Here is a 24,666-nt window from a genome sequence, read left to right as displayed (position 1 = left end):
TTAACTTCCTTAAAATATGTTTTTTTGTGAAGTTCATATTTATGGGCAACTTGTGCAACTTATGACAGCAAAATCGCTATTTTTTACCCTTCTTTTTTGCGTTATCTTTAGTTTAACCAGTTTTGGGCAATCACTGGAGCAATGGAAAAAAGTTATTGATTCAGGTTTTGTGGCTATGGATAAAGGCAATTATTCTGTTGCTTTGGAATATCTGATGAAGTCACAAATTGCTGCCGAAAAAAATAATTGGCATCAAGAACACTTTGAAATTAAAAATAATCTTGGAATAATTTATCTTGATTTAGGAGATTATGGTGAGGCTTTAAACAATTATTTGGATGCCTATACAATTGCAATAAATCATTTAGATCAAAAAAAAGAAATGACTGTCTTGAATAATATAGCAGTCTTATATTCTATAGAGAAAAATTTTGAAAAAGGAAAAGAATATTATTTAAAGGCTTATGATATTGCTAAGGCCGAAAATGACAGTAAAAAAATTGTCATGTATTCAGTAAACCTGGCGCGAGTGGCTAATAGCACAAACGATTTGAAAAGTGGAAAACGCTACATTGATGAAGCAATGCAGCATTTAAAAGGGGAAGAACCTAATTCAGTTGCTAGAATTCAAGTCGAGATTACTCATGCAGAACATCTTCTTCTGACGGGTGATGTTGCTGTAGCAAAAGAAATTTTATTTTCTTTATTTGAAAAAACAAAAAAAAACAAACATAAAAGCTATCATATTTCGATAATTACCCATCTAGCTCGAATTTTCTTGCAGGAAGGTAAAACCGATAAATGTATTTATTATTTGCAATTAGCGCTTCAAAACGTTAAGGATCTTGATATGAAATTAAATATCCTTGAGACACTTTCTGAAGTTTATACTGAAAAAAAAGATTTTGAAAAGGCTTTGAGTTTTAAAAACAGATTTGTTGAAATAAAAGATTCACTTTCTACAATTCATAAAAGTAAATTATATGAAAATAATAAAGTGAAATTTGAAGTTCAAAATTATAAAAATGAACTTCACAATTCACTGGAAAAATCAAATACTGAAAGGAAGATCTTTTTTGCAGCAGTAGCAATTTTTATTATTTTGTTTTTTCTAGTTTTTAGAATGTTCCGAAATAGAGCCATTAAGCAAGAACAAAAGAAAATTATCGCTGAAAGGGAACAAAAAATCATTGCCCTTGAATTGGAAAAAGAGAAAAACGAAAATCTTTTGCTTGAAAAACATGTAAAAGAAATTGAAAACGAAGCCCTTTTGGAACAAGAAACCTTGAAAAATGAAATCGAACAAAAAAATCGTAAACTTTCAGCAAAAGCACTTTATCTTTCAGGAAGAAACGAAATGATTGAAGAAATTGTTAATTCATTATCTGAACTTCCTGATGTTTCTCAAAATATAAAGCTTAAGAATCGTATCAAGAGTTTGAAAGAACATCTGAAAACAGATTCAGAATGGGATAATTTTATAGTTCATTTCGAAGAAGTTAATCAAGGTTTACTTTCTACTCTAAAAGAAAAGCATCCCGATCTTTCTTCCAATGATATTCGTTTTATATGCTATGTTTATATGAATTTGAGTCTCAAAGAAATCAGTACTATTTTTAATATTACCCAAGAAGCTTGTCGAAAACGTAAGGAACGAATTTTTAAGAAAATGGAAATCGACAAAGACGTTTCGTTCTACGACTATCTTTCTAAGCTGTCATAATGGTAAACTGAGGCAATTTTCTGGAAGTGATTTTGATTCTTAATCATTTGTATTTAAACCTGATATTCATTTCCTATCTTAAAAAATTGTATGTAAATTTGCAACCTTAATTTTTTGACAACGATTTCATTAATTAAGCTTTATTATGGAAAACAAAAAGAAAGTCGCTTTTTATACTTTGGGGTGCAAGTTGAATTTTTCAGAAACCTCTACCATTGCTCGAAATTTTCAAGACGAAGGTTTTGATCGTGTTGATTTTGAAGAAGTTGCTGATATTTATGTCGTCAATACTTGTTCGGTTACAGAAAATGCCGACAAGCAATTCAAGCAAGTGGTGAAAAAAGCGATGAAGTTGAATGATAAAGCCTTTGTTGCCGCTGTTGGATGTTATGCCCAATTGAAACCAGAAGAATTGGCAGCTGTAGACGGAGTGGATTTGGTTTTGGGAGCTACCGAAAAATTCAAAATCACAGATTATATCAACGATTTGTCCAAGAATGATATGGGTGAAGTGCATTCCTGCGAAATTTCGGAAGCCGATTTTTACGTAGGAAGTTATTCTATTGGAGATCGAACCAGGGCTTTCTTAAAGGTTCAAGATGGTTGTGATTATAAATGTACCTATTGCACGATTCCTTTGGCAAGGGGTATTTCTAGAAGTGATACTTTGGAAAACGTGTTGCAAAACGCAAAGGAAATTTCACAGCAAAATATCAAAGAAATTGTTCTAACCGGTGTCAACATTGGCGATTACGGAAAAGGAGAATTTGGCAATAAAAAACACGAACATACTTTTTATGAATTGGTTCAGAAACTGGATGAAGTAGAAGGAATTGAGCGTTTGAGAATTTCCTCCATCGAACCAAATTTATTAAAAAACGAAACTATCGAATTCGTTTCAAAAAGCCGCACTTTCGTTCCGCATTTTCATATTCCATTACAATCCGGTAGCAACGATATTTTAAAGAAAATGAAGCGTCGTTATTTGCGTGAAATTTATACCGAAAGGGTAAATAAAATCCGTGAAGTGATGCCTCACGCTTGCATTGGGGTGGATGTTATCGTTGGATTTCCAGGCGAAACAGATGAACATTTTCTTGAAACCTATCATTTTTTGAATGATTTGGATATTTCCTATTTGCACGTTTTTACGTATTCTGAAAGGGAAAATACCGAAGCTGCCACAATGGATGGAGTAGTGCCGGGAAATGTTAGAGCCAAAAGAAGCAAGATGCTTCGCGGACTTTCGGTTAAGAAGCGTCGTGCTTTTTATGAAAGCCAAATTGGAACCAACAGAACGGTTCTTTTTGAAGGTGAAAACAAGGAAGGCTACATCCACGGATTTACTGAAAATTATGTAAAAGTTAAAACACCTTGGAATCCAGAATTGGTGAATACTTTACATGAAATCAATCTTACTAAAATTGACGAAGATGGAAGTGTTAGGATGGAGTTTTTGAAGGCTTTTGTGTAAAATTCCAAAATAGAATTTCCAAATAACAAATAAATTACAATTTTCTAATCCCGAAGTTTCGGGACAAAAACCCAAACCTTTGCATTTGCGAAGGTTTGGTTTTTTGGCTTTGTAGCTTGTTTGTTATTTGTAGCTTATTTTTTGGAATTTGCTTTTTGAGCATCAAAAAGCTTAGTATTTGTAGTGGAACTTAATCTTAGTAATCCTAAAAACGCTCTCACTATATTGTTCGATAAATTCAAATGAATTTCTTCCCGGCTGTTTGAAATCTACAATTATTTTTGCTGAAATTTCATAATACATTTTTTCGCCTTCCATCATGAATCGAGCACCAGCATTTCGATAAGCCGAACGGATCAAAATAAATTCTGATAAATTCCAAGTAGTGAGTTGTGTGTCGAAATTATCGGTTTCCGTACATAAAGCTTCGGTAATTTCGGTTTTGGAGCCATAATATTTCTCGATATTTTCAAAAAAATGAATGACTTTTTGGGTGGTTTCTTCTGATGGCATTAGGTAAAAGTAATAATTTCTACCAAAATAAAAAAGCTTTTACAATCAAGTAAAAGCTTTTCTGAATTCGATTTAAATTTTAATTCCTGGAGGAAGTAATTCCTTGTAAACAGGGTTTTTTCTAAAAAAAGCAGCGATTTTGGGTAAAATCGGAACTACTTTTAATTTTCGTTCTTCGGCAATAGCCATAATGTTTTTTAGAAAATCAGTAATAAATTCTTCGTTTTCAAAATTTTCAGGAACATTCAACCTTGTTAGGAAAATTTTCTTTTCTTGAAACGAATATTCCAATGAAATCAACTTTCCGTCCACCTGTGTCTCAAATTGTCTTGAGAAAGTATTGTCTTTAATTTCCATAGTTTGCATCTCCATAATTATTCGTGTGTCATTGGTACTTCGACTAAAAGTATTTTTGCTTGCTGTTTTATTGTAATTTCAAAATTTTCAAAATCGGTAATTCCCATTGCATCCCGTTCATTCAGTATTTGATTGTTAACTCCAATTTGTCCTTCAATCAGAAAAAGATAGACGCCATTTTTTGCAATATTAACCATATAGTTTATGGTAGTTCCGCTTTCAAAAATCCCAAGGTTAAAAAAGGTTTGCTGATGCACCCAAAGTGCGTTTCCATCATTTTTATCCCTTGGCGAAACAACGGTTACAAAGGTATTGATTTTACTGGTCAAATCAAACGATTTCTGGTCGTATCTTGGTTCAACATCTTGTTGTTCTGGAAACACCCAAAGTTGCAAAGTCTTGGCGCTTTCAGTTTGACTTGCATTCATTTCAGAATGTAAAATTCCAGTTCCGGCACTCATCACTTGTACTTCTCCAAAACCAATCACGCCTTCATTTCCCATACTGTCGCGGTGTTTCAAGCCACCTTCGAGGGGAATTGTGATGATTTCCATATTCTCATGAGGATGTGTTCCAAAGCCCGTTCCAGCAGCAATCGTATCATCATTTAAAACCCGAAGCATCCCAAATTGTACCTTCTCTTTATCGAAATAATTTCCAAACGAAAAAGAAAAATTAGCATCAAGCCATCCGAAATTAGCTTTCCCTCTTTCGGTAGATTTATAAAGTTGTGTCGTCATAATTTATTGATAAATTAAAGTCAGGATGAAGTATTTTCCCAAAAGAAAATTTTAATTTTATACAAAATTCGTAATAATTTGCGGATTTAGCTGTTATCATACCGTTAAAACAATTTTGATGCAAAAGATTCATGTTTATTTTATGCCAGGACTTGCTGCAAGTTCCCTGATTTTTGAGAGAATAGAGTTGCCAGAAGATACATTTGAAATGCATTTGCTGGATTGGGAAATGCCTATTGAAAATGAATCTTTGACGGCTTACGCCAAAAGAATGTCGAAGCTTGTAACCGAGGACGATGCCGTTTTGGTCGGGGTTTCGTTTGGAGGTGTTCTGGTTCAGGAAATGGCACAGTTTCTGAAGCTTAGAAAGGTAATTATCATTTCGAGCGTCAAATGTAATTTAGAAGTTCCGTTGCGAATGAAAATTGCAAAATCTACAAAGGCTTATAAACTTGTTCCCACAGGTTTGATGAAAAATGTAGAAGTATTGTCGAAGTTTTCTTTTGGAACCGCCATCCAACAGCGATTAAAATTGTATGAAAAATATTTATCAATGCGGGAGAAAGTGTATCTCGATTGGGCTATCGAACAGATGATTATGTGGGAAAGAACGGAAATTGACACAAAAGTAGTGCACATTCATGGCGATATTGACGAAGTTTTCCCGATCAAAAACATCAAAAATTGTATTACCATCAAAGGTGGAACACATATTATGATTTTGAGCAAATTTAAATGGCTCAACGAAAATTTACCCAAAATAATTTTGGAATAGGAAGTATTATTAGATAGTTTTACAAATCACAATAAAAACGAAAAGAAAATGAACTGGATAAAAAGAACAGGAATAATAGCAGCAGTTGTACTAACAAGTGGTGCTTTGATTCACGCGGTTTCGGGAGAAATCAAAAATGTGGAAACTACAAAAACGACAAAAAGATATTTTCCGGCAAGTGTTGACTTTGCAGGCGAAACAACACCTCTTGCAGTTTCGGATGTGCGGGAACGTTTCGATAGAGAATTATTAGTAAATGCGAATCTGGATGCTTCAACGCTTTTGATTTTGAAAAGAGCCAATAGGTTTTTTCCAATCATAGAACCTATTTTGCAAAAACATGGCGTTCCAGACGATTTTAAATATTTGGCTGTAGCCGAAAGTGCCTTGATGAATGCCACTTCTTCTGCTGGTGCAAAAGGTTTTTGGCAATTTATGCCTGCAACTGCAAAGGAAAGAGGGATGGAAGTCAATGATGAAGTGGACGAGCGATATCATTTGGAGAAATCTACTGAAGCCGCTTGTCGTTATCTATTGGATGCAAAATCAAGATTAGGTTCATGGACCTTGGCTGCAGCATCGTATAATGGCGGTTTGGCAGGTGTAAACAAGCAAATTACAAGTCAAGGTGTTTCTAATTATTATGATTTATTGTTGACCGATGAAACACATCGTTATGTTTTCAGGATTTTGGCCCTTAAGGAAATCATGAAAAACCCAACGCTTTATAATTTTACTGTAGCTCAAGAAGAACTTTACCAGGGAATTCCAACCAAGAAAATTGTTGTAGATTCTACGATTACGGATTTGGCGGCTTTCGCCAAAGAGCAAGGTATCAACTATAAGATTTTAAAGATTCATAATCCTTGGTTGAGAGATAAGAAGCTGACCAATGCTTCTAAGAAAAAATATGAAATTGAAATCCCTTTGAGTGGATATTAAAAAGAAAAGCTTTCAGGAAACTGAAAGCTTTTTTATAAATAGAAACTGATTACTGTGACTGTAAACAGATCACTAAATCTTCTTCATTTGTTCCTTCATCATCTTAATCTGGTCTTTCAATAAACCTTGCTTGTCTAATTTTTTAGCTTCGTTCAAAAGGTTGGTAGCTTCCAATTTTCTTCTTCTTGTCATCGCTACACCAGCAAGATTCAGTTTTGCAATAGCAATATCAGTATCCATAGATAAACCAAGTTCCAATGCTTTCTTGAAATGTTTTTCGGCCTGGGTAATATTGGTTTGTGATAGCATCAATCCGTGAAGATATTGAAAGTATCCTTGTTGTTTTTTAACCAAAGAAGCTTCTGGATTTTTGATGTAAGCTAACCATTTTTGAGCACCCGGAAAATCCTGTTTTCTTAATTTAAGGAAAGCCAATAGGATAAACTCATTTTTAAAATATAGAAAAATGAAAATTAGCGACAATAATAAAAGGAAAATTCCATTTCCGATATTACTTTCTGTAAATTGCCAAATACCAGTAGCAATAATAAGTCCGGCTAAAATGAGTTTGATATTTTTGTGAAACATAATTAGTTTTTTATATGAGTTTGCAAAGGTAATAAAATCAATTAAAAATATTTTTATAAAACTACTTGTCAGAAAAAAAAACCTTTGTATATTTGCACTCGGTTTTTAGGGAACAAAATCTCAAAAACGATTACATAGAAATTAAATCACGATTTTTAAAGATACAAAGCAATGAGCAAAAGGACATTTCAACCATCGAAAAGAAAAAGAAGAAATAAACACGGATTTATGGACAGAATGGAATCTCCGAACGGAAGAAAAGTTCTAGCTCGTAGAAGAGCTAAAGGAAGACATAAATTGACTGTATCTTGCGAACCAAGACACAAAAAATAATGTTTATTGAAAAATAAATAAAGGCGTTACTTATTTTAGTATCGCCTTTTTTTATACCTTTTCATTAAAGAAAGTTATTTGTTTGAAGTTTAACCTTTAACGTTACTACAAGCAGCGATAATTTAAGAATAAAAACCTAACTACTTTTAAAGTTTTACCCCACAACTCGAAACTTTAAAGCTTAAAACAAAAAGCAACATGCCAAAAGACAACTCCATCAAGTCGGTTTTAATTATTGGTTCGGGACCAATTGTTATCGGTCAAGCCTGTGAATTTGATTATGCAGGTTCTCAATCTGCTCGTTCCATCAGGGAAGAAGGGATCGAAGTAATCCTGATCAACTCGAATCCTGCAACGATTATGACCGATCCTTCAATGGCAGATCACGTTTATCTAAAACCATTGACTACAAAATCGATTATTGAAATCCTTAAAGAACATCCGCAAATTGATGCTGTTTTGCCAACAATGGGCGGACAAACGGCCTTGAATTTATGCTTGGAAGCTGATGAAAAAGGAATCTGGGAAGATTTTGGTGTAAAATTAATTGGTGTGGATATCAATGCCATCAATATTACTGAAGATAGGGAACAGTTCAAGCAATTGCTAGAGAAAATCAATGTGCCAACCGCACCTGCGAAAACGGCAACCTCTTTCTTGAAAGGAAAAGAAATTGCTCAGGAATTTGGTTTTCCATTGGTAATCCGTCCATCATTTACCTTGGGTGGAACTGGAGCTGCTTTTGTACATTCTAAAGAAGAGTTTGACGAAAAACTAACCTACGGTTTAGAAATGTCGCCAATTCATGAAGTATTAATTGACAAGGCTTTACTAGGATGGAAAGAATACGAATTGGAACTTTTGAGAGATAAGAATGATAATGTTGTAATTATCTGCTCTATCGAAAATATGGACCCGATGGGAATCCATACAGGAGATTCTATCACGGTTGCTCCAGCAATGACGCTTTCTGACACGACGTTCCAAAAAATGCGCGACATGGCAATCTTGATGATGAGAAGCATCGGAAATTTTGCAGGAGGTTGTAACGTACAATTTGCTGTTTCGCCTGACGAAAAGGAAGACATTGTGGCGATTGAAATCAACCCAAGAGTATCGCGTTCATCAGCATTGGCATCAAAAGCTACAGGTTATCCAATTGCAAAAATTGCTTCGAAACTGGCTTTAGGATACAATTTGGATGAACTTCAGAATCAAATTACAAAATCGACTTCAGCACTTTTTGAACCAACATTGGATTATGTTATCGTAAAAATACCACGTTGGAATTTTGATAAATTCGAAGGAGCAGACAGGACTCTAGGTCTTCAGATGAAATCTGTTGGCGAGGTAATGGGAATTGGACGTTCGTTTCAAGAAGCTTTGCATAAGGCAACTCAATCTTTAGAAATAAAAAGAAATGGATTAGGGGCCGACGGAAAAGGCTATAAAAATTATGAGCAAATCATCGAAAAACTGACGTATGCAAGTTGGGACCGTGTGTTTGTGATTTATGATGCCATCCAAATGGGAATTCCATTGAGCAGAATACATGAAATCACCAAGATTGACATGTGGTTCTTGAAGCAGTATGAGGAATTGTTCTTGCTAGAGAAAGAGATTTCAAACTATAAAATTGATACTTTGCCAAAAGAATTAGTGCTTGAGGCAAAACAAAAGGGATATGGCGACCGCCAAATAGCACATATGTTGGGCTGTTTAGAAAGCCAAGTATATAAGCTACGCGAAGAGATGGACATAAAGCGTGTCTATAAATTAGTGGATACTTGTGCGGCAGAATTTAAAGCACTAACACCATACTATTATTCTACGTTTGAAGCTGAAATTGAAACAGCAGACGGTAAGAAATACGTTCACAACGAAAGTATTGTAACTGATAAAAAGAAAGTAGTGGTTCTAGGTTCTGGACCAAACAGGATTGGGCAAGGGATTGAGTTTGATTACTCTTGTGTTCACGGTGTTTTGGCTGCAAAAGAATGTGGCTATGAAACCATTATGATTAACTGTAACCCTGAAACGGTTTCAACGGATTTTGATACTGCTGATAAGTTATACTTCGAGCCTGTTTTCTGGGAACATATTTACGACATCATCCGTCACGAAAAACCAGAAGGTGTAATCGTGCAATTGGGTGGGCAAACGGCTTTGAAATTGGCTGAAAAGCTATCAAAATACGGAATCAAGATTCTAGGAACAAGTTTCGATGCTTTGGATTTAGCCGAAGATAGAGGGCGTTTCTCAGAATTGTTGACGGAGTTGAACATTCCTTTCCCTAAATTCGGAATTGCCGAAAGTGCCGACGAAGCTTCAAAATTAGCAGATACCTTAGACTTCCCGTTATTGGTTCGTCCTTCGTATGTGTTGGGTGGACAAGGGATGAAGATTGTCATCAACAAGCAAGAATTAGAAGAACACGTAATTGATTTATTGAAATCGATTCCAGGAAATAAATTATTGCTCGATCATTATTTGGATGGTGCGATTGAAGCGGAAGCAGATGCAATTTGTGATGGAGAAAACGTATACATCATCGGGATCATGGAGCACATCGAGCCTTGTGGAGTACACTCTGGCGACAGTAACGCTACATTGCCTCCTTTCAACTTGGGAGAATTTGTAATGCAACAGATTAAAGAGCATACCAAAAAAATTGCCTTGGCTTTGAGAACAGTAGGTTTGATCAACATCCAGTTTGCCATAAAAGACGATACAGTTTATATCATTGAAGCTAATCCAAGAGCGTCAAGAACGGTTCCATTTATAGCAAAAGCGTATGGAGAACCTTATGTAAACTATGCTACAAAAGTGATGTTGGGCGAAAACAAAGTAACTGACTTTAAATTTAATCCGCAATTAAAGGGTTATGCCATCAAGCAACCGGTATTTTCATTCAGTAAGTTTAAAAATGTAAACAAAGCACTTGGGCCGGAGATGAAATCTACAGGAGAAAGTATCTTGTTTATTGACGACTTGAAAGATGACCAATTTTATGAATTGTATTCAAGAAGAAAAATGTATTTGAGCAAGTAGGGACGGGTCGCGACCTGTCCGTACGGTGTGAATAAAAAATCCCTTTCAAACGAAAGGGATTTTTTGGTTTTAATTATTCTTTGATAATTTTTTTTATACTCACAACATCATTAGCAAATAGTTTTAAAACATAAATACCGCTCTGTAAATTGGATAAATCCACAGTTTTGGAATTCATAACCGTATTGATTTTAGCACCCAAGATGTTATATACTTCAATCTTAGTCACAACAGCGTCCGTTGTCAGGTTAATGATTCCTGAAGTTGGATTTGGACTTAACATAAAGGTATTTGATTCATTTTCGTCAACTCCTAATGCAGTACAGGCTACATTGAGCTCAGAATTAAGTTCAATTGGATCGCCTGGTGTCAAATCTTTTCCTTCAAATGCAGGATAATCAACACCATATTTAAGACCTCTGAACAATTGTCGAACAGTAGGAGGGTTGCCTCCTTGAGAAGCAATAGCTCCTGTGACATTATGAACAGGATTGATGTATTCCCAGACAATATTTTCGTTGCTATCAATCTCAAATAGCTTTCCCTTTGTTCCTTCACAAATAAAGATATTACCGTTAGGCAAACGATCGGCACCACTCAAGATGTGCGAATTAAAGTTAGCCGGATTAGTAGCGTTATCAGCATAAATATAATCTGGAGCTTCGGGGCCATAAGTGCCATCTGCCTCCAAGGTATAAAAACCAGGAGCACTTGTTGGCGGATTTAGGATATATACTTCAGAGAATTGAGGCTCTCTTCCATTACCGTTATTAAAGACCATAAGTTTCCCACCATCAATCAAATCATCGGCTATCCAATGCGGATAATGCTGGCCAAACAACGTTCTGTCAGATGCTGTTCCTTTATCATAAGCCTGAGGATTTCCCCATCTGTACAAGATGTCCCCACCTTTTCCATAAGTACCACCAGTGCTAGTTGCTGCTTCGGCTGTTGTAGTCGAGTGGTCGATAATCCAGATTTCGCTCAGGTTTCGGGAACTCAAGATAATTTGATCCAATGTGGCATTATATTGAACAGAGTTCACATGAAGCCAGTTGGAATTCCCGGCAGAACCATTCGTAAAGTTGATGTCTAGCTTTTGTGGATTTTCGGAAACAATTCCATAATTGCTTTTTGTAGCATCAAAATCCTGCACAAGATGGTTTTTCATATCCCATTCCCAAACAATTGTCCCTTGGTTGGTTCCAACAGGTTGCACTTCCACCAGTTGCTCTGAATATAAAACTCCTTGGGGCAACATGGCAGGGTTTCTTCCTGCTTCAATCGCTTCGGCATTGGTCATAACTTTTGCTGCCAAAATCATTACATTTCCATTTGGCATCGGAAAAATGTCATGGTGCTGACGGTATTGTGGCGTGTCATAATAATATTGCCATAGCAAAGCACCTTCCCAGCTGTATTTTTCTACAACACCACCTTGACCTCCAAAAACAATATCGTTAGAAGGTGTACTTCCAGTTCTCAAAAGGGAGCCATCTTCTAGTAAATACATCGAATTTCCAGGGGTAAAAGTACTGCTCCATTGGTTGATAACTTCACCACAATTATTGATTAAAAAAGTAGAGGTATTGGAAGTAAAAAGCGTGTAACCTTGGTAGGCATCCGTCGTGTCGGTTATAATTCCTACAGTGTTTTGAGAGTATATTGTTAAAGAACAAAGTAGAAAAAAGGAATATAAAAGTAATGGTTTAATCATCTGGATCATTTTTTTTTCAAAACTACTATAATATTTAAGGTTATAATCAATGATGAATGACTTTAACAAAAATGGAAGTATAAAATTCTCAACTATTTTTTCAACCAAGATTGAAAATCAAAAATGATTAATTTAACAATATATTAAATAGGTGATGGAGCGGAAGTAGGAATAAAATGATGTAATTTTGTCACCGAATGAACCGATCATTAATGAAAACCTTGTTTTCTTTTATTCTTTTTCTTGTGTTGGGATGTGTCAAGCTTTCGGCACGTCACAATGTAGATGTTCAAGCACTGCCATCCTATAGTGTTGCACATCATTCACAGGAATATGGCGATGATCTACTACTGATGCATCAAAACTTTCTTTTTCCTTCGGTTCATACTACATTAGAAGCCAATCACAGGACGGTTTATACAACTGATAACGAAAAAGTAGAGGAGGAGGAATCCATTACCGTAAAAAAAGGTTCAAGCATTCCCGCACTTTCTAAAGGCCTTTTTACAGCACAATTTTTAGGCTTATCGTATTCCCTCAAAAAAGAATTTCCGCCAAGGAATTATTTTGTTTATTTCCCTTCTAACACTATCCAAATCCTATTCTGTACCTTCAGGATTTGATACCCTTTTCTTCACGCAAAGTAAAATACTGAACCTTTTGTTCGGCTATTTTCGTTGCCCGAAATCTGTTGGCATTAGTCCAAACGGATTATAAGGTGTAAGATTTCGTCGCGCACCTTTTCCAAAAACTTCAAAAAAAACATATCGTTTAAAATCATAAGAAAAATGAAAAGAATACTCATATTAATGAGCCTTTCTGTCTTGCTATTAACTGCAAGTTGCAAGACTGAACATAAAGAACACGAAAAGGAAGAACAATTTTTAGTAACCAACCCCATCAGGAAAGACACTGTTGTCACCAAAGACTATGTGTCACAAATCCAAGCCAGTCGCCATATCGAATTAAGAGCATTAGAACGTGGTTATCTGCAAAAGATTTTTGTAGATGAAGGCCAATTTGTAAAACAAGGGCAAATCCTTTTTCAAATTATGCCCAAGTTATACGAAGCCGAAATGGAAAAAGCTAAAGCCGAAGCCAGTTTTGCCGAAATCGAATACAAGAATACCAAACGCTTAGCCGAAAATAATGTAGTTGCTCCAAATGAGTTGGCAATGGCAAAAGCCAAATTGGATAAGGCCAAAGCCGAATTATCGCTTACCAAAGTCCATCTTGAATTCACACAAGTTCGAGCTCCATTTGATGGTATTATCGATCGCTTTAATGTTCGATTGGGAAGCCTTGTCGAAGAAGGCGATTTGCTAACCAACCTTTCGGATAACAGCAAAATGTGGGTCTATTATAATGTTCCCGAAGCTGAATATTTGGATTTCAGACAGAATCAAAAAAGTGATTCCAAACCTGTTGTAAAATTACTGATGGCCAATAATCAATATTTTGAAAATTCAGGAATTGTAGAAACTATCGAGGCCGACTTCAACAGCGAAAACGGAAACATTCAGTTTAGGGCTACTTTTCCTAATCCTAAAGGTCTATTGCGTCATGGCGAAACAGGTAATATTCACGTGACTATTCCATTAAAAAACACCTTGCTGATTCCGCAGAAGGCAACTTTTGAAGTATTGGACAAGAAATATGTTTTTGTAATTGATAAAAATAATACGGTACAGTCAAGAGAAGTAACAATAGAAGCCGAAATGCCACATCTTTTTGCCATTAAAGCTGGACTATCTGAAAACGACAAGATTCTTCTGGAAGGATTACGTCTTGTAAAAGAAAAGGAAAAAATCAAGTATAAGCTTGTAGCACCACAAACGGTACTGTCTAACTTGGAACTTTATGCGGAGTAATCGCATTTCCTTAAAAAAAGAAAAAAATGTTTAGCAAGTTTATACACAGACCCGTTTTTGCGATCGTGATTTCCATCATCATCGTTTTTGTAGGCTCCTTAGCCATCAAGCAACTGCCGATATCGCAGTTTCCACCGATTGCCCCAACAACGGTAAATATTTTTATCGCCTATCCTGGTGCAAGTGCCGATGTTTTGGTAAAATCAACCCTTATCACGCTAGAGAATTCTATCAATGGGGTAGAAGGAATGCGTTACATCGCTACTGATGCTACAAGTGCTGGGGAAGCGACTTTAAGAATCATATTCGAACCTGGTACCGACCCAAACCAAGCGGTTATTCGCGTCAAGACGAGGGTCGATCAAGTTATGCCACTCTTGCCAGAACTGGTACAACGTGAAGGGGTTGTCATCACGCCAATCCAACCGAGTATGTTGATGTATGTGAACCTTTATGCGAAGGATAAAAGTATGGATGAAAAATTCCTCTACAATTATGCCAGTGTAAAGATGATTCCCGAAATCAGCAGAATCAAAGGTGTGGCACGATCTCAAATCTTAGGAAGTAGAACCTACGCCATGCGTGTTTGGTTGAATCCGGACCGAATGAGAGCCTACAATATTTCGGTAGATGAGGTCATGAAAGCCTTGGGCGAACAAAGTATCATCGGTCGTCCGGGAAGAATCGGACAGAGTTCGGGAATTGCCGCCCAATCATTAGAATATGTTTTGACCTATAAGGGAAGGTTCAACAAGCCTGAAGAATATAATAATGTCATCATCCGTGCCAATTCAAAAGGACAAACGATCCATTTAAAAGACATCGGTAAGGTAGAATTGGGAAGTGAATTTTTCGATATCTATTCGAATCTTGACGGACATCCTTCTGCCGCTATCGTCTTAAAACAAAATTATGGCAGTAACGCCAGTGATGTAATCGAGGAAGTAAAAGCCAAATTGGAGGAAATGAAGGAAACGTTCCCTCCAGGAATGGACTACAAAATTAGCTATGACGTGTCGCAATTCCTTGATGCTTCTATCGATCAGGTAATCGATACCTTGCGGGATGCCTTTATCTTGGTAGCCTTGGTGGTGTTTATCTTTTTGGGCGATTGGCGTTCGACCCTGATTCCGATTTTGGCCGTACCCGTTTCGCTAATCGGAGCCTTTTTTGTGATACAGTTCTTCGGACTTTCCATCAACTTGGTCACGTTGTTTGCCTTGGTACTGGCTATTGGTATCGTGGTCGATGATGCGATTGTCGTCGTCGAGGCCGTCCATGCCAAGTTCGAGGAGTTTCCGCACATCACGCCTTACAATGCGGTTAAAAAAGTGTTGGGTGAAATCACTGGTGCCATCATTGCCATTACAGCGGTTATGGTTTCAGTATTCTTGCCGATATCCTTCATGTCAGGACCCGTTGGAACATTCTACAGACAGTTTTCCATCACCATGGCAAGTTCCATCGTAATTTCAGCCTTGATCGCTTTGACGCTGACACCGGTTTTATGTGCGATGTTATTAAAAAACAACCACGGAAAACAGAAGAAAGGCAACCCTCTGACCAAAAGTTTAGATGCCTTCAACCGAATATTCGACCGACTTACAGGAAAATATGTACTACTATTAAAAAAGATTGTCAGCAGAAGATGGCTTACGTTTGGAATCCTCTTGGCTTTTTGTGCCGGTATTTTCTTCGAGAATCAAATTTTACCTTCCGGATTTATTCCAAGTGAGGATCAGGGAACCATTTATGCCATCATCCAAACACCTCCCGGAAGTACTTTGGAACGCACCAATCAAGTGTCGCAGAAGTTGCAAAAGATTTGTGAGAAGATTGACGGTGTAGAATCGGTTTCATCATTGGCAGGTTACGAAATCATGACGGAAGGTCGTGGTTCTAATGCCGGAACGTGTTTGATCAACCTGAAAAAATGGTCAGACAGGAAGCATACCGTTAAGGAAATCATGGAAGAACTTGAAGAAAAATCAGAGGGACTTGGAGCTGTAGTAGAGTTCTTTGAGCCGCCAGCAATCCCAGGGTTTGGTTCTTCTGGTGGTTTCTCCATGCGATTACTAGACAAGAATACCGAAACTGATTATCAGGATTTTGATAAAATCAATAAGCAGTTTATGGCCGATTTGGGCAAACGAAAAGAGCTTGCAGGTTTGTTCACGTTCTTCGCTGCCGATTACCCTCAATATGAATTGGAAATCAACAACGAACTGGCCATGCAAAAAGGTGTTTCTATTGGTAATGCCATGGAAAACCTTAATATCATGATTGGTAGTACTTACGAACAAGGCTTTATCAAGTTTGGACGTTTCTTTAAAGTATATGTACAGTCTGATCCAAAATTCAGACGATTGCCATCGGATATCTTGAACCTTTATGTGAAGAACGATCAAGGCGAAATGGTACCGTATTCTGCCTTTATGACGCTAAAGAAAACCCAAGGACCTAATGAGGTAACGCGTTATAATATGTATAATTCCGCTGCCATTCAAGGGGCTCCTGCAAAAGGCTACACCACTGCCGATGCGATCAACGCCATCAAAGAAGTCGCCAGCGAATCGCTACCAAAAGGCTATGACATCGCTTGGGAAGGTTTGTCGTATGACGAAGCAGGACGTGGAAACGAGTCGCTTTATATCTTCCTTATTGTTTTAGTGTTCGTCTATTTTGTGTTGGCGGCCCAATATGAGAGTTTCCTTATTCCGTTGGCAGTTGTATTCTCCTTGCCGGTTGGGGTTTTCGGTTCTTTTGTCTTGTTGGAAATGATGGGACTTCAAAATGATATCTATGCCCAAATCGGACTCATCATGCTCGTCGGATTGCTAGGCAAGAATGCCGTATTGATTGTAGAATTTGCCGTCCTCAAGCGACAGCAGGGCTTCACGATCCTGGAAGCTGCCATCGAAGGTGCAAAAGTGCGTTTCCGACCTATTTTGATGACCTCTTTTGCCTTTATCGCCGGATTGATTCCACTGATTATAGCCACAGGAGCGGGAGCCATCGGAAACAGGACTATCGGAGCTTCTGCACTTGGAGGGATGCTTTTCGGAACAATCTTCGGGGTCATCATCGTGCCAGGATTGTACTTTATTTTTGGCTCGTTGGCCGATGGTCGAAAACTCATCAAGGGCGAGGAAGAGAGTTCTTTATCAGAAGGATTCGTACATCAAATAGATAATTTCGAAAACACGAACGAACATGAATAATACCTTTAAATATATCATTATACTGGGTCTGGCTTTGAACTTTACGGGTTGCAAGACGCCTACAATGGTTCAGAAAACAGAAAATAAAGAAGTTCCTTTGAGTTATAACGACTCAAAGGACACTTTGAACACTGCCACTTTCAAATGGAAGGAGTATTTTGTAGATCCCCATCTGGATTCGCTCATCACCACTGCCTTGTCCAACAATCAGGAGCTGAATATTACCTTGCAGGAAATTGAAATTGCTAGGAACGAAATCAGGGCCAGAAAGGGAGAGTATTTGCCTTTTGTCGGTCTGAAAGCGGGTGCTGGAGTAGAGAAAGTGGGAAGGTACACCAGTCAAGGGGCAAATGATGCCACTACCGATATCAAGCCTGGAATTGAAACGCCCGAACCGTTGCAGGATTATGGCGTGAAAGCCTATGCTACTTGGGAATTAGACATCTGGAACAAGCTCCACAATGCCAAGAAAGCCTCCGTTAGCAAATACCTTGCAACCATAGAGGGCAAGAACTTTATGGTGACCAACCTGATTGCTGAAATTGCAAATTCCTATTATGAATTGTTGGCTTTGGATAACCAATTGGCCATTGTCAAGCAAAACATAGAGCTCCAAAACAATGCCCTCAAGATTGTAAAGTTTCAAAAGGAAGCCACAAGGGTAACAGAGTTGGCCGTGAAACGATTTGAAGCCCAGGTATATGATACCCAGAGCTTGGAGTTCAAGATCCAGCAGCAGATTATTGAAACCGAAAATAAGATCAATTTCTTGGTGGGAAGGTTTCCGCAACCGGTTCAGAGAAGTACCCAAAACTTTATTGATTTGGTACCCAATGCCATCAGTGCCGGAATTCCAGCCCAGTTGCTCGAAAACCGTCCGGATGTGAAACAGGCCGAAATGGATTTGGCTGCAGCCAAATTAGACATTAAGGTAGCAAAAGCGAGGTTCTATCCTTCGTTAGGCATCTCGGCTGGCGTGGGGCTGAATGCGTTCGACTCTAAGTATTTGTTCAAGACTCCAGAGTCGTTGCTGTATTCCCTTACTGGAGATTTGATCGCACCGCTCATCAACCGTAATGCCATCAAGGCGAGTTATTATACTGCCAATGCCATGCAGATCCAAGCGGTCTATAATTATGAGAAAACCATCCTGAATGCCTATGTAGAAGTGGCCAACCAGCTGGCGAAGATTGATAATGTCGCCAAGGCCTATAACTTGAAAGCCAAGCAGGTGGAAGCCCTCAATACCTCGGTAACCATTTCAAACGACCTGTTCCAATCGGCACGAGCCGATTATATGGAAGTATTGTTAACGCAACGTGACGCACTCGAATCCAAGTTTGATTTGATCGAAACCAAGCTGCAACAGATGAATGCAATGGTAAACATCTATCACGCTCTAGGTGGCGGATGGAAGTAAACCTGATGTAGCTATACTGCAAAATCCCTTTCTTTTGAAAGGGATTTTTTTTAAGGTATTAGAAAGGGTAGGATTTACTTTGCTTGTGGGTATGGTTTGAAAAACTGCCTTAACTGTTGTGCATATCCGATCGGGTCACAACATTAATTTTAAATTATTTACGGAACAGCGTTGTAAAGCCCTTGGCTAGTTGAAACACCAATAAACATGATATAGTAAACTACATAAAAGGGCTGCATATTATTATGAGGAATCCCCTCTCCAGAAATGTCCGTTCCATTTGCACCAAAAACATTAGTCGTACAGTAAGGTACATAGCTACTGTCTCCAATTTCTAGAGAAGTGCCAAGAGAGCCAAAATCACCCCCATGTATTGTATGGGAGTGAGGGGGAATTTCGGCAGTAGATAATTGGTGAGTTGATTCTCCACCTTGTTCTCCAAAATTGTAATTTAATCCTTGTCCAATGAGTGTTAAACCATCTAAATTAGGTATCTGGGGCCCCTCGTAATTTGTTGGTATGCTCTTTTTACCAAAGTCATTACACAAAATCCAGCCTGAAGGAATAGTAGCTGGGTTTCCAGAAAATGCAACAATGGTTCCAACAGGTATAGTTGGAATAATTGGATTTGGTGGTTGAATTTGTTGATTGCTCATAATTTCTATTTTTAAATTTTTCTTACTTGTAAGCCTTTTCGGATTACTCCTTGTTACTTTGATTGTGTTCTGGTCTCCAATTTAATTTGTATTAGTAGCACTTGTCTAAGACCAAATGGACTGTGTCCGCTGTCCCTGCTACCGTGCGAATCCCTTCGCGTGGACAATTCAACTATATACCCCAAACGTATTATTACAAAGAAGCAATTATATAAATAGCTACAAAATTCTACATACTTCCACGCGAAGGGATTCGCGCGGTAGCGGGGGGATTTGCCTAAACATCCCAAATACAAGACCATTTTACTATTAAGCCAATTGCCCAAATCTCTTGTAGCAAGTGTTGGCATTAGTTTTTTTATTTGTGTTTAATAACTTAATTTATACCTGCTATCATTTCTGGTATTTTTTTTATTTCATCGTTGTCCAAATAATTCCTGAAATCACCACATTTATTAGGTCTGAATTTTCCTTTTGTAGAAAACCATTTATTCATATATGCTTTATTCTTTTCTATATCTTTTATATCAAACATTGAAATACATTTGTCACAAATAATCCAAGGAGTAGGTGAAGATGAAACTTCTATAAAATAATCTAATCGCTTTTTTAAGCCTTCTTTATCAATCCCAAAATTGTTATTACTAAAAATATATTTCCAGTATTTTTCGGATATCACTATTTCATAAGTTCGTAATAAATGTCCTTCTGGCTCCCTCATTGAATCTAAACAAATATCGCATACATATTTTATTCTTTCATCAACCTTGTAAGGTCTAATTTCACTATTGATGTCAGACGAAACAGATTTTCCAGCGTCAGAATCCCAAAAATTTTCAGGGTTTTTGTTTATTTCAGTTAAAATTTTTACTTGTTCTTCTTCTGATATTCGACTTAAAGCCAAACGATAAATTTTTTCAGCACGGTCTAGAAAATAGAGAGATATTTTACCGTTGTCGATATACTGTGCAAAAGGAAATTTACTTTTTCCAAAGTAAACATTTGTACCTCTAAAATTCTGTTTATTAATATTTAATTCAGCGAAAACTAGAAATCTTGAAAATTTTGCAAATACAATTATATCATTATCAATCTCAGCTATATTTGTATCTGTAGCACGAGTGAAATATCTATGAACAAATTCATTGGGCTGAGTATTTTCTCCCCATATATCTCCAAGAAAGAATAAATGTATTTTATCATTTTGAAGAACATCTTCATTATTTAAATATGATTTCCAATCATTAAATACTTTTTCAAAATATTCTTGACCATTTATTTTATTTAGTAGCAATCTTCTCCATAGAACAGATATAATAAAATTCCCTAGATTTTCATCATATTCTAGAAATTTGGAACTGTTTTTTAAATGAGGAAAAAAAATATTATCTGCAAACCATTTTTCATATTTACTAAATTTTTGTTCACAATCAAAACATAACAAATAATTCTTGATACCATCTTGTAATCTTTGGTTTGGATTTAATGCAGTTCTGAAATATTTCCCTCCAGTTTGTTTCATCCAACGATAAACAAATTTTGGAATAATGTGACTTTCAGCTAAATCCTTTTCCTTGTCACATAATTGACAAATTCCTTTTCTCATCTGTTTCGTTAGGTTATTGAATTCTCTTTGGTTTTTTTAAAATTACTGCCAACGTTCCGCGGCTTCGCGACAGTTGCGATCCCAGCGAACGGATTATTTTCTGTTAAAGATAAACGTTTTTCGTGAACACATAAAAACAAAAACCAGCAATTGCGCGAAACCGCTGTTAGGGGCAGTTTATTTTATGGTTTGTTCGATATATTTATACATATCTTTTATAACAGAATTTTTTGTAGTCATTTGAATATGTGCGTTTGGCTGACGTAAACGTAAAAACTCTATCATAAACCAGTAGTTGTTCATGTGAATTGGTTTTAATTCATTCATTAAATCACATGGACAGATATGATTAGTCTCAAAAACTTTTTCATAAACTTCTCCATAATAATCCATATTTACTTCAGTTATCTCATCATATTCGTTAGATTTGATTTCAGTCTTTATGTCTTCATCAATAAAAATAGCTAATTGTTTATTCATTGAATATGCAATCATAATCTCAGTTATGGTTCCAAATTGTTCACGATTTTCCAAGTATGCTATAACCAAATCTGATTGCGAAATCATTCCAAAATCTGTTTGTACAGTTTCTGAAAGATAGATTCCAGTATGATCACAACCTGCAAATTCTGGATGGTAAAATCCAATTTTCTTTTGTAACATTTTGGTTTCGTTTTGCAACTCTTTTCTCCACCAAGTAATAGAGTTTCTTATTGCTTCTGTTGGCATTTTGCCGGCAGTATATATTTGCAAATCTGTATTTGGATTTACTCTAAAAAGATGGCTGTAAGTATCATTTTTTTCAAAAAAACGCTTATACAGTAATGGGCTTTTTTGTAATTGATTTTCTAACCAGTCAACCCCAAAAATATGTATTTTAAAAGAATATTCAGTTTTAACTTGTTGTAACCAATCATATAAATTTGGATTTAAGGCATTTGTTATTAATAGTAAATAATAATCAGGCTTGTGCATTCTTACTTTGTTTAGTTCCGCAGCTAAATCTTCAATAGTAAGTTTTGTAGTTGTATATCTTTTACATTGGATTATCCACCGTTGAACTTCATTTGAGCCATGTAATAGTGGGGAAAGTTTTTCAGCAATTAAATCCCTTCCTCTATCACCAGTTCCACCAAGTCTTGTTATATTGTAAAATCCTTCGCTTGATATTATTTCATAACAAAGTTGTTCAAATTCTTCATAAGAGATTTTGTTCCAGTCAGCCATATTTTCTGTTGTAGTGTTAAATTGCCACTAACTATCAAATATGCGAAACAAACCTTCGCATATACACCCAAATTTGGGTAGATTGGCGAAGGTTTATTTCGCTTATTATAATTCATTCCCAAAAATACCAAATAAAACCTCCCCACAACTAGGGGAAACCCTATTTCTTTAACACAAACCTAAACAATCGCTACACCATTACATTACGGTTTTCCGTAAAAGCTAAAAAAGATTTAAAAAGAAACCAATATTCTTTCAAAAATAGCCGAGTGTGTTTGTAGTTTAGTTCGTTGAAATGTTATAAACCCCTTTTGATCAATTGTATTATGAAGTATGGGGTGTTGCATACAATATCATTAAATTGAGAATATAAAGAGTCAACCAAACCGCTTGACTTAATAACAGGAGTGTTGCACAAGGAGGGAGGGGGCCTTGCCTAAGGGGGGTAGGGTGCTTCGGAACCACGACAAAGGGGGTGGTGAACTGGTTGCAACCGCTTCACCAACCCCAAATACCCGGTTCAGAACCGCAAAAGGGTGGTTACCCAAGGGGGGAGGGGGGCCTTGTTGAAGGGGGTAAAGGCGGTTCGGAACCAGGGTTAACGTGGTTCGGAACCGGGTATTTGGGGTTACTATACTGCTTTTAACCATTTCGGAACCCCAAACACGTGGTTCCGAACCACCCTAAGGGGGTTGGATAAGGCGGGTAAGGGCGATTTTGAAGCACTCCAAGGATTTTTCAAATAAAAAAAAGCCTTTCGATTGAAAGGCTTGGGGATTTAGCTTTTTGAGCCGAAGCAATAATTGTTTCTTTTTCCAGCGGTAGGCTCCAAAATCAGATCCGTATTTCACCCATCTAGATAGGACCCCTATTTTTTCTTTGCCATCGCTCTCACTTCATCGCTGATGATAGAGGGATCGAGTGCATCCGTGATCTTGATGTATTTGATCAGGCTGTCCTTTTGGGTGAAATAGGCATAGGAGTTGGCCAATTCTCCGTATGCTGAGGCATTCTTTGGCGAAAGAGCAATGGCCTTTCTCAAGGCTTTGATTCGGAGGTTCATGTAGGTTTCTTTTCGCGTCTTTAGATACAACTGACCATAACTTGTGGCTAACGATTCATACACATTTCGGTTTAAAGGTTCTATGGCGATAGACTGTTCTAAAAACTTGACCGATTGTTCAAAGGCACCTTTCTTGCCCAGGATGTTGCCAAAGCCCCAATACACCTGTGGATGATTCGGATCCAAAAGCCACGCCTGATTAAAACGTTTCATGGCAGTATCAAAGTCATTCTGATTAAAATAATCCCAACCCTTATCTACATAAAACACCGAAGCTTCTCTACGGTCGCCAAACTGCTTCTCGGATTCCAAGATAAATTCCTCATCCAATTGCAACTGTCGGGCACATTTCTTGACATCGCCATACATCGGCAGCAGGTTGATTCCCTCGGGACAATCTGTTTGTGAGGTGCAACTTAAATGGGTAAGCAGGAAGATAAATAGTATTTTTTTCATGTTTAATTTATTGTGGGTTGAGGTTTAGCATGTTGCTTTTACTCGTTGACTTTCTTGGTCGCCTTTATAGCATATACCATCGGAATTTTATTTTCGAGAGTGGCGATTCTAAATTTTTTAGGTTCAAACTCGATGGTGTTGTTAAAGCAGTCGTAGGGCGAATAGTCATACTCGTTTAGGGAATCGATAGCAAGTCCGTTTTGGATCAAGCTGTTGACTACCTCGCTCAAACTGTGGTTCCATGTCACATATTCCTGTATAATAGCCGCCGTTTTGTCGGCATACGTTCCGTTTTCGGTTTCGATGATCGCACCCGAGTTGAAATAGTTATAGCCAATCTTTTCAAAGTTATCGTCAAACATCCAAACGACAGGATGAAACTCAACAATCAAAAACTTACCACTAGGTTTTAGAAAGCGCGAAACAATCTTAGCCCATTTGTCCAGATCGGGAAGCCAACCAATGGTTCCATAACTCGTGAAAACGATATCAAACTGCTGGTCCAAGTGATGCGGCAAATCATAAATATCACAGCAAATAAACGTTGCATCAGACCCTGTTTCGTTTGCAATTTGTCTGGCACTATCAATGGCTTTGTCGGCCAAATCAACGCCAGTGGCTACTGCACCAAGTCGGCTGAGCGAAATGGTGTCCTGACCAAAATGACACTGCAAATGCAAGATGGTCTTTCCTGCAACATCACCCAGCAATTCAAGTTCAATACTGTTAAGCGAACTATTCCCCTTTAGAAAACCCTCCATGTCATAAAACGCCGATTGCAAATGGGCATCCGTTCTATTGTTCCAAGAGGCTCGGTTGATGTTGATGTAGTTGTGTTCTTTGTTCATTTTGGTTTCATTTTTCTTGAAAGTTTGATACGAATGTAACAAAAATTAGTATTCAAATCTTTCGCTATATGATTCGGATGATAAA

The 24,666-nt window shown here is 37.2% G+C and carries 20 protein-coding genes; 10 read left to right on the top strand and 10 right to left on the bottom strand.

Annotated elements, in window-relative coordinates; all coding sequences use genetic code 11:
• The first annotated feature begins 61 nt into the window (after positions 1–61).
• Both G508_RS0110085 and mtaB read left to right on the top strand, forming a co-directional pair.
• Complete coding sequence (locus G508_RS0110085; RefSeq protein WP_026705201.1) at positions 62–1,723, top strand: tetratricopeptide repeat protein; 1,662 nt, start codon at positions 62–64, stop codon at positions 1,721–1,723.
• A 145-nt stretch (positions 1,724–1,868) separates the two neighbouring features.
• Entirely contained in the window at positions 1,869–3,197 is a 1,329-nt protein-coding gene (mtaB, locus tag G508_RS0110080; RefSeq protein WP_026705200.1) for a tRNA (N(6)-L-threonylcarbamoyladenosine(37)-C(2))-methylthiotransferase MtaB, read from the top strand.
• Between the two features lie 171 nt (positions 3,198–3,368).
• Here mtaB and G508_RS0110075 read toward each other — a convergent pair whose 3' ends face one another.
• From G508_RS0110075 to G508_RS0110065, 3 genes are all read right to left on the bottom strand, one after another.
• Complete coding sequence (locus tag G508_RS0110075; RefSeq protein WP_026705199.1) at positions 3,369–3,710, bottom strand: hypothetical protein; 342 nt, start codon at positions 3,708–3,710, stop codon at positions 3,369–3,371.
• Positions 3,711–3,782: 72 nt separating this feature from the next.
• Positions 3,783–4,067, bottom strand: coding sequence for a GNAT family N-acetyltransferase (locus tag G508_RS0110070; RefSeq protein WP_026705198.1), 285 nt, complete (start codon positions 4,065–4,067; stop codon positions 3,783–3,785).
• Between the two features lie 17 nt (positions 4,068–4,084).
• Positions 4,085–4,807, bottom strand: a complete 723-nt coding sequence (locus tag G508_RS0110065; RefSeq protein WP_026705197.1) for a pirin family protein — start codon at positions 4,805–4,807, stop codon at positions 4,085–4,087.
• Positions 4,808–4,925: 118 nt separating this feature from the next.
• Here G508_RS0110065 and G508_RS0110060 point away from each other — a divergent pair, with 118 nt between their 5' ends.
• Both G508_RS0110060 and G508_RS0110055 read left to right on the top strand, forming a co-directional pair.
• On the top strand, positions 4,926–5,582 hold the full coding sequence (locus G508_RS0110060; RefSeq protein WP_026705196.1) for an alpha/beta hydrolase: 657 nt from the start codon (positions 4,926–4,928) through the stop codon (positions 5,580–5,582).
• A 48-nt stretch (positions 5,583–5,630) separates the two neighbouring features.
• Complete coding sequence (locus G508_RS0110055; RefSeq protein WP_026705195.1) at positions 5,631–6,524, top strand: lytic transglycosylase domain-containing protein; 894 nt, start codon at positions 5,631–5,633, stop codon at positions 6,522–6,524.
• A 72-nt stretch (positions 6,525–6,596) separates the two neighbouring features.
• Here the strand turns inward: G508_RS0110055 and G508_RS0110050 are convergent, their stop codons facing one another.
• Entirely contained in the window at positions 6,597–7,112 is a 516-nt protein-coding gene (locus G508_RS0110050; RefSeq protein WP_026705194.1) for a membrane protein, read from the bottom strand.
• A gap of 171 nt (positions 7,113–7,283) precedes the next feature.
• Between G508_RS0110050 and rpmH the strand changes: the two genes are divergently transcribed.
• Positions 7,284–7,445: a 50S ribosomal protein L34 gene (gene rpmH, locus G508_RS19835; protein ID WP_026978255.1), complete on the top strand. Its 162-nt coding sequence runs from the start codon at positions 7,284–7,286 to the stop codon at positions 7,443–7,445.
• Between the two features lie 198 nt (positions 7,446–7,643).
• A complete protein-coding gene (gene carB / locus G508_RS0110040; RefSeq protein WP_026705193.1) occupies positions 7,644–10,496 on the top strand; it encodes a carbamoyl-phosphate synthase large subunit in 2,853 nt (950 codons plus the stop codon).
• Positions 10,497–10,569: 73 nt separating this feature from the next.
• Here the strand turns inward: carB and G508_RS0110035 are convergent, their stop codons facing one another.
• Complete coding sequence (locus G508_RS0110035) at positions 10,570–12,213, bottom strand: aryl-sulfate sulfotransferase (protein ID WP_026705192.1); 1,644 nt, start codon at positions 12,211–12,213, stop codon at positions 10,570–10,572.
• Positions 12,214–12,410: 197 nt separating this feature from the next.
• Between G508_RS0110035 and G508_RS0110030 the strand changes: the two genes are divergently transcribed.
• The 4 genes from G508_RS0110030 to G508_RS0110015 all read left to right on the top strand — a co-directional run bounded on the left by G508_RS0110030 (position 12,411) and on the right by G508_RS0110015 (position 18,725).
• On the top strand, positions 12,411–12,836 hold the full coding sequence (locus G508_RS0110030) for a hypothetical protein (RefSeq protein WP_157485953.1): 426 nt from the start codon (positions 12,411–12,413) through the stop codon (positions 12,834–12,836).
• A gap of 165 nt (positions 12,837–13,001) precedes the next feature.
• Positions 13,002–14,084, top strand: coding sequence for an efflux RND transporter periplasmic adaptor subunit (locus G508_RS0110025; protein WP_026705190.1), 1,083 nt, complete (start codon positions 13,002–13,004; stop codon positions 14,082–14,084).
• 26 nt (positions 14,085–14,110) lie between these two features.
• Positions 14,111–17,305 (top strand): efflux RND transporter permease subunit, encoded by a 3,195-nt coding sequence (locus tag G508_RS0110020; RefSeq protein WP_026705189.1) that lies wholly within the window; start codon positions 14,111–14,113, stop codon positions 17,303–17,305.
• Entirely contained in the window at positions 17,298–18,725 is a 1,428-nt protein-coding gene (locus G508_RS0110015; protein WP_026705188.1) for a TolC family protein, read from the top strand. The genes G508_RS0110020 and G508_RS0110015 overlap by 8 nt, the downstream gene beginning before the upstream one ends.
• A 158-nt stretch (positions 18,726–18,883) precedes the next feature.
• Here G508_RS0110015 and G508_RS0110010 read toward each other — a convergent pair whose 3' ends face one another.
• From G508_RS0110010 to G508_RS0109990, 5 genes are all read right to left on the bottom strand, one after another.
• Positions 18,884–19,381, bottom strand: a complete 498-nt coding sequence (locus tag G508_RS0110010) for a hypothetical protein (RefSeq protein ID WP_026705187.1) — start codon at positions 19,379–19,381, stop codon at positions 18,884–18,886.
• A 376-nt stretch (positions 19,382–19,757) separates the two neighbouring features.
• A complete protein-coding gene (locus G508_RS19550) occupies positions 19,758–20,987 on the bottom strand; it encodes a hypothetical protein (RefSeq protein ID WP_051197542.1) in 1,230 nt (409 codons plus the stop codon).
• 177 nt (positions 20,988–21,164) lie between these two features.
• Positions 21,165–22,214 carry a restriction endonuclease gene (locus G508_RS0110000; RefSeq protein ID WP_026705186.1) on the bottom strand — a complete coding sequence of 350 codons (1,050 nt, stop codon included), beginning with the start codon at positions 22,212–22,214 and terminating at the stop codon, positions 21,165–21,167.
• Positions 22,215–23,082: 868 nt separating this feature from the next.
• Positions 23,083–23,733: a tetratricopeptide repeat protein gene (locus tag G508_RS0109995; protein WP_026705185.1), complete on the bottom strand. Its 651-nt coding sequence runs from the start codon at positions 23,731–23,733 to the stop codon at positions 23,083–23,085.
• A gap of 38 nt (positions 23,734–23,771) precedes the next feature.
• Positions 23,772–24,581, bottom strand: coding sequence for a class I SAM-dependent methyltransferase (locus tag G508_RS0109990; RefSeq protein WP_026705184.1), 810 nt, complete (start codon positions 24,579–24,581; stop codon positions 23,772–23,774).
• Positions 24,582–24,666: the final 85 nt, after the last annotated feature.

Origin of the sequence: Flavobacterium soli DSM 19725, from assembly GCF_000422705.1 — a bacterium.
Lineage (GTDB): Bacteria > Bacteroidota > Bacteroidia > Flavobacteriales > Flavobacteriaceae > Flavobacterium > Flavobacterium soli.
The sequence above is the reverse complement of the archived record's forward strand: the minus strand, read 5'-3'. Positions and strand labels throughout refer to the sequence as shown.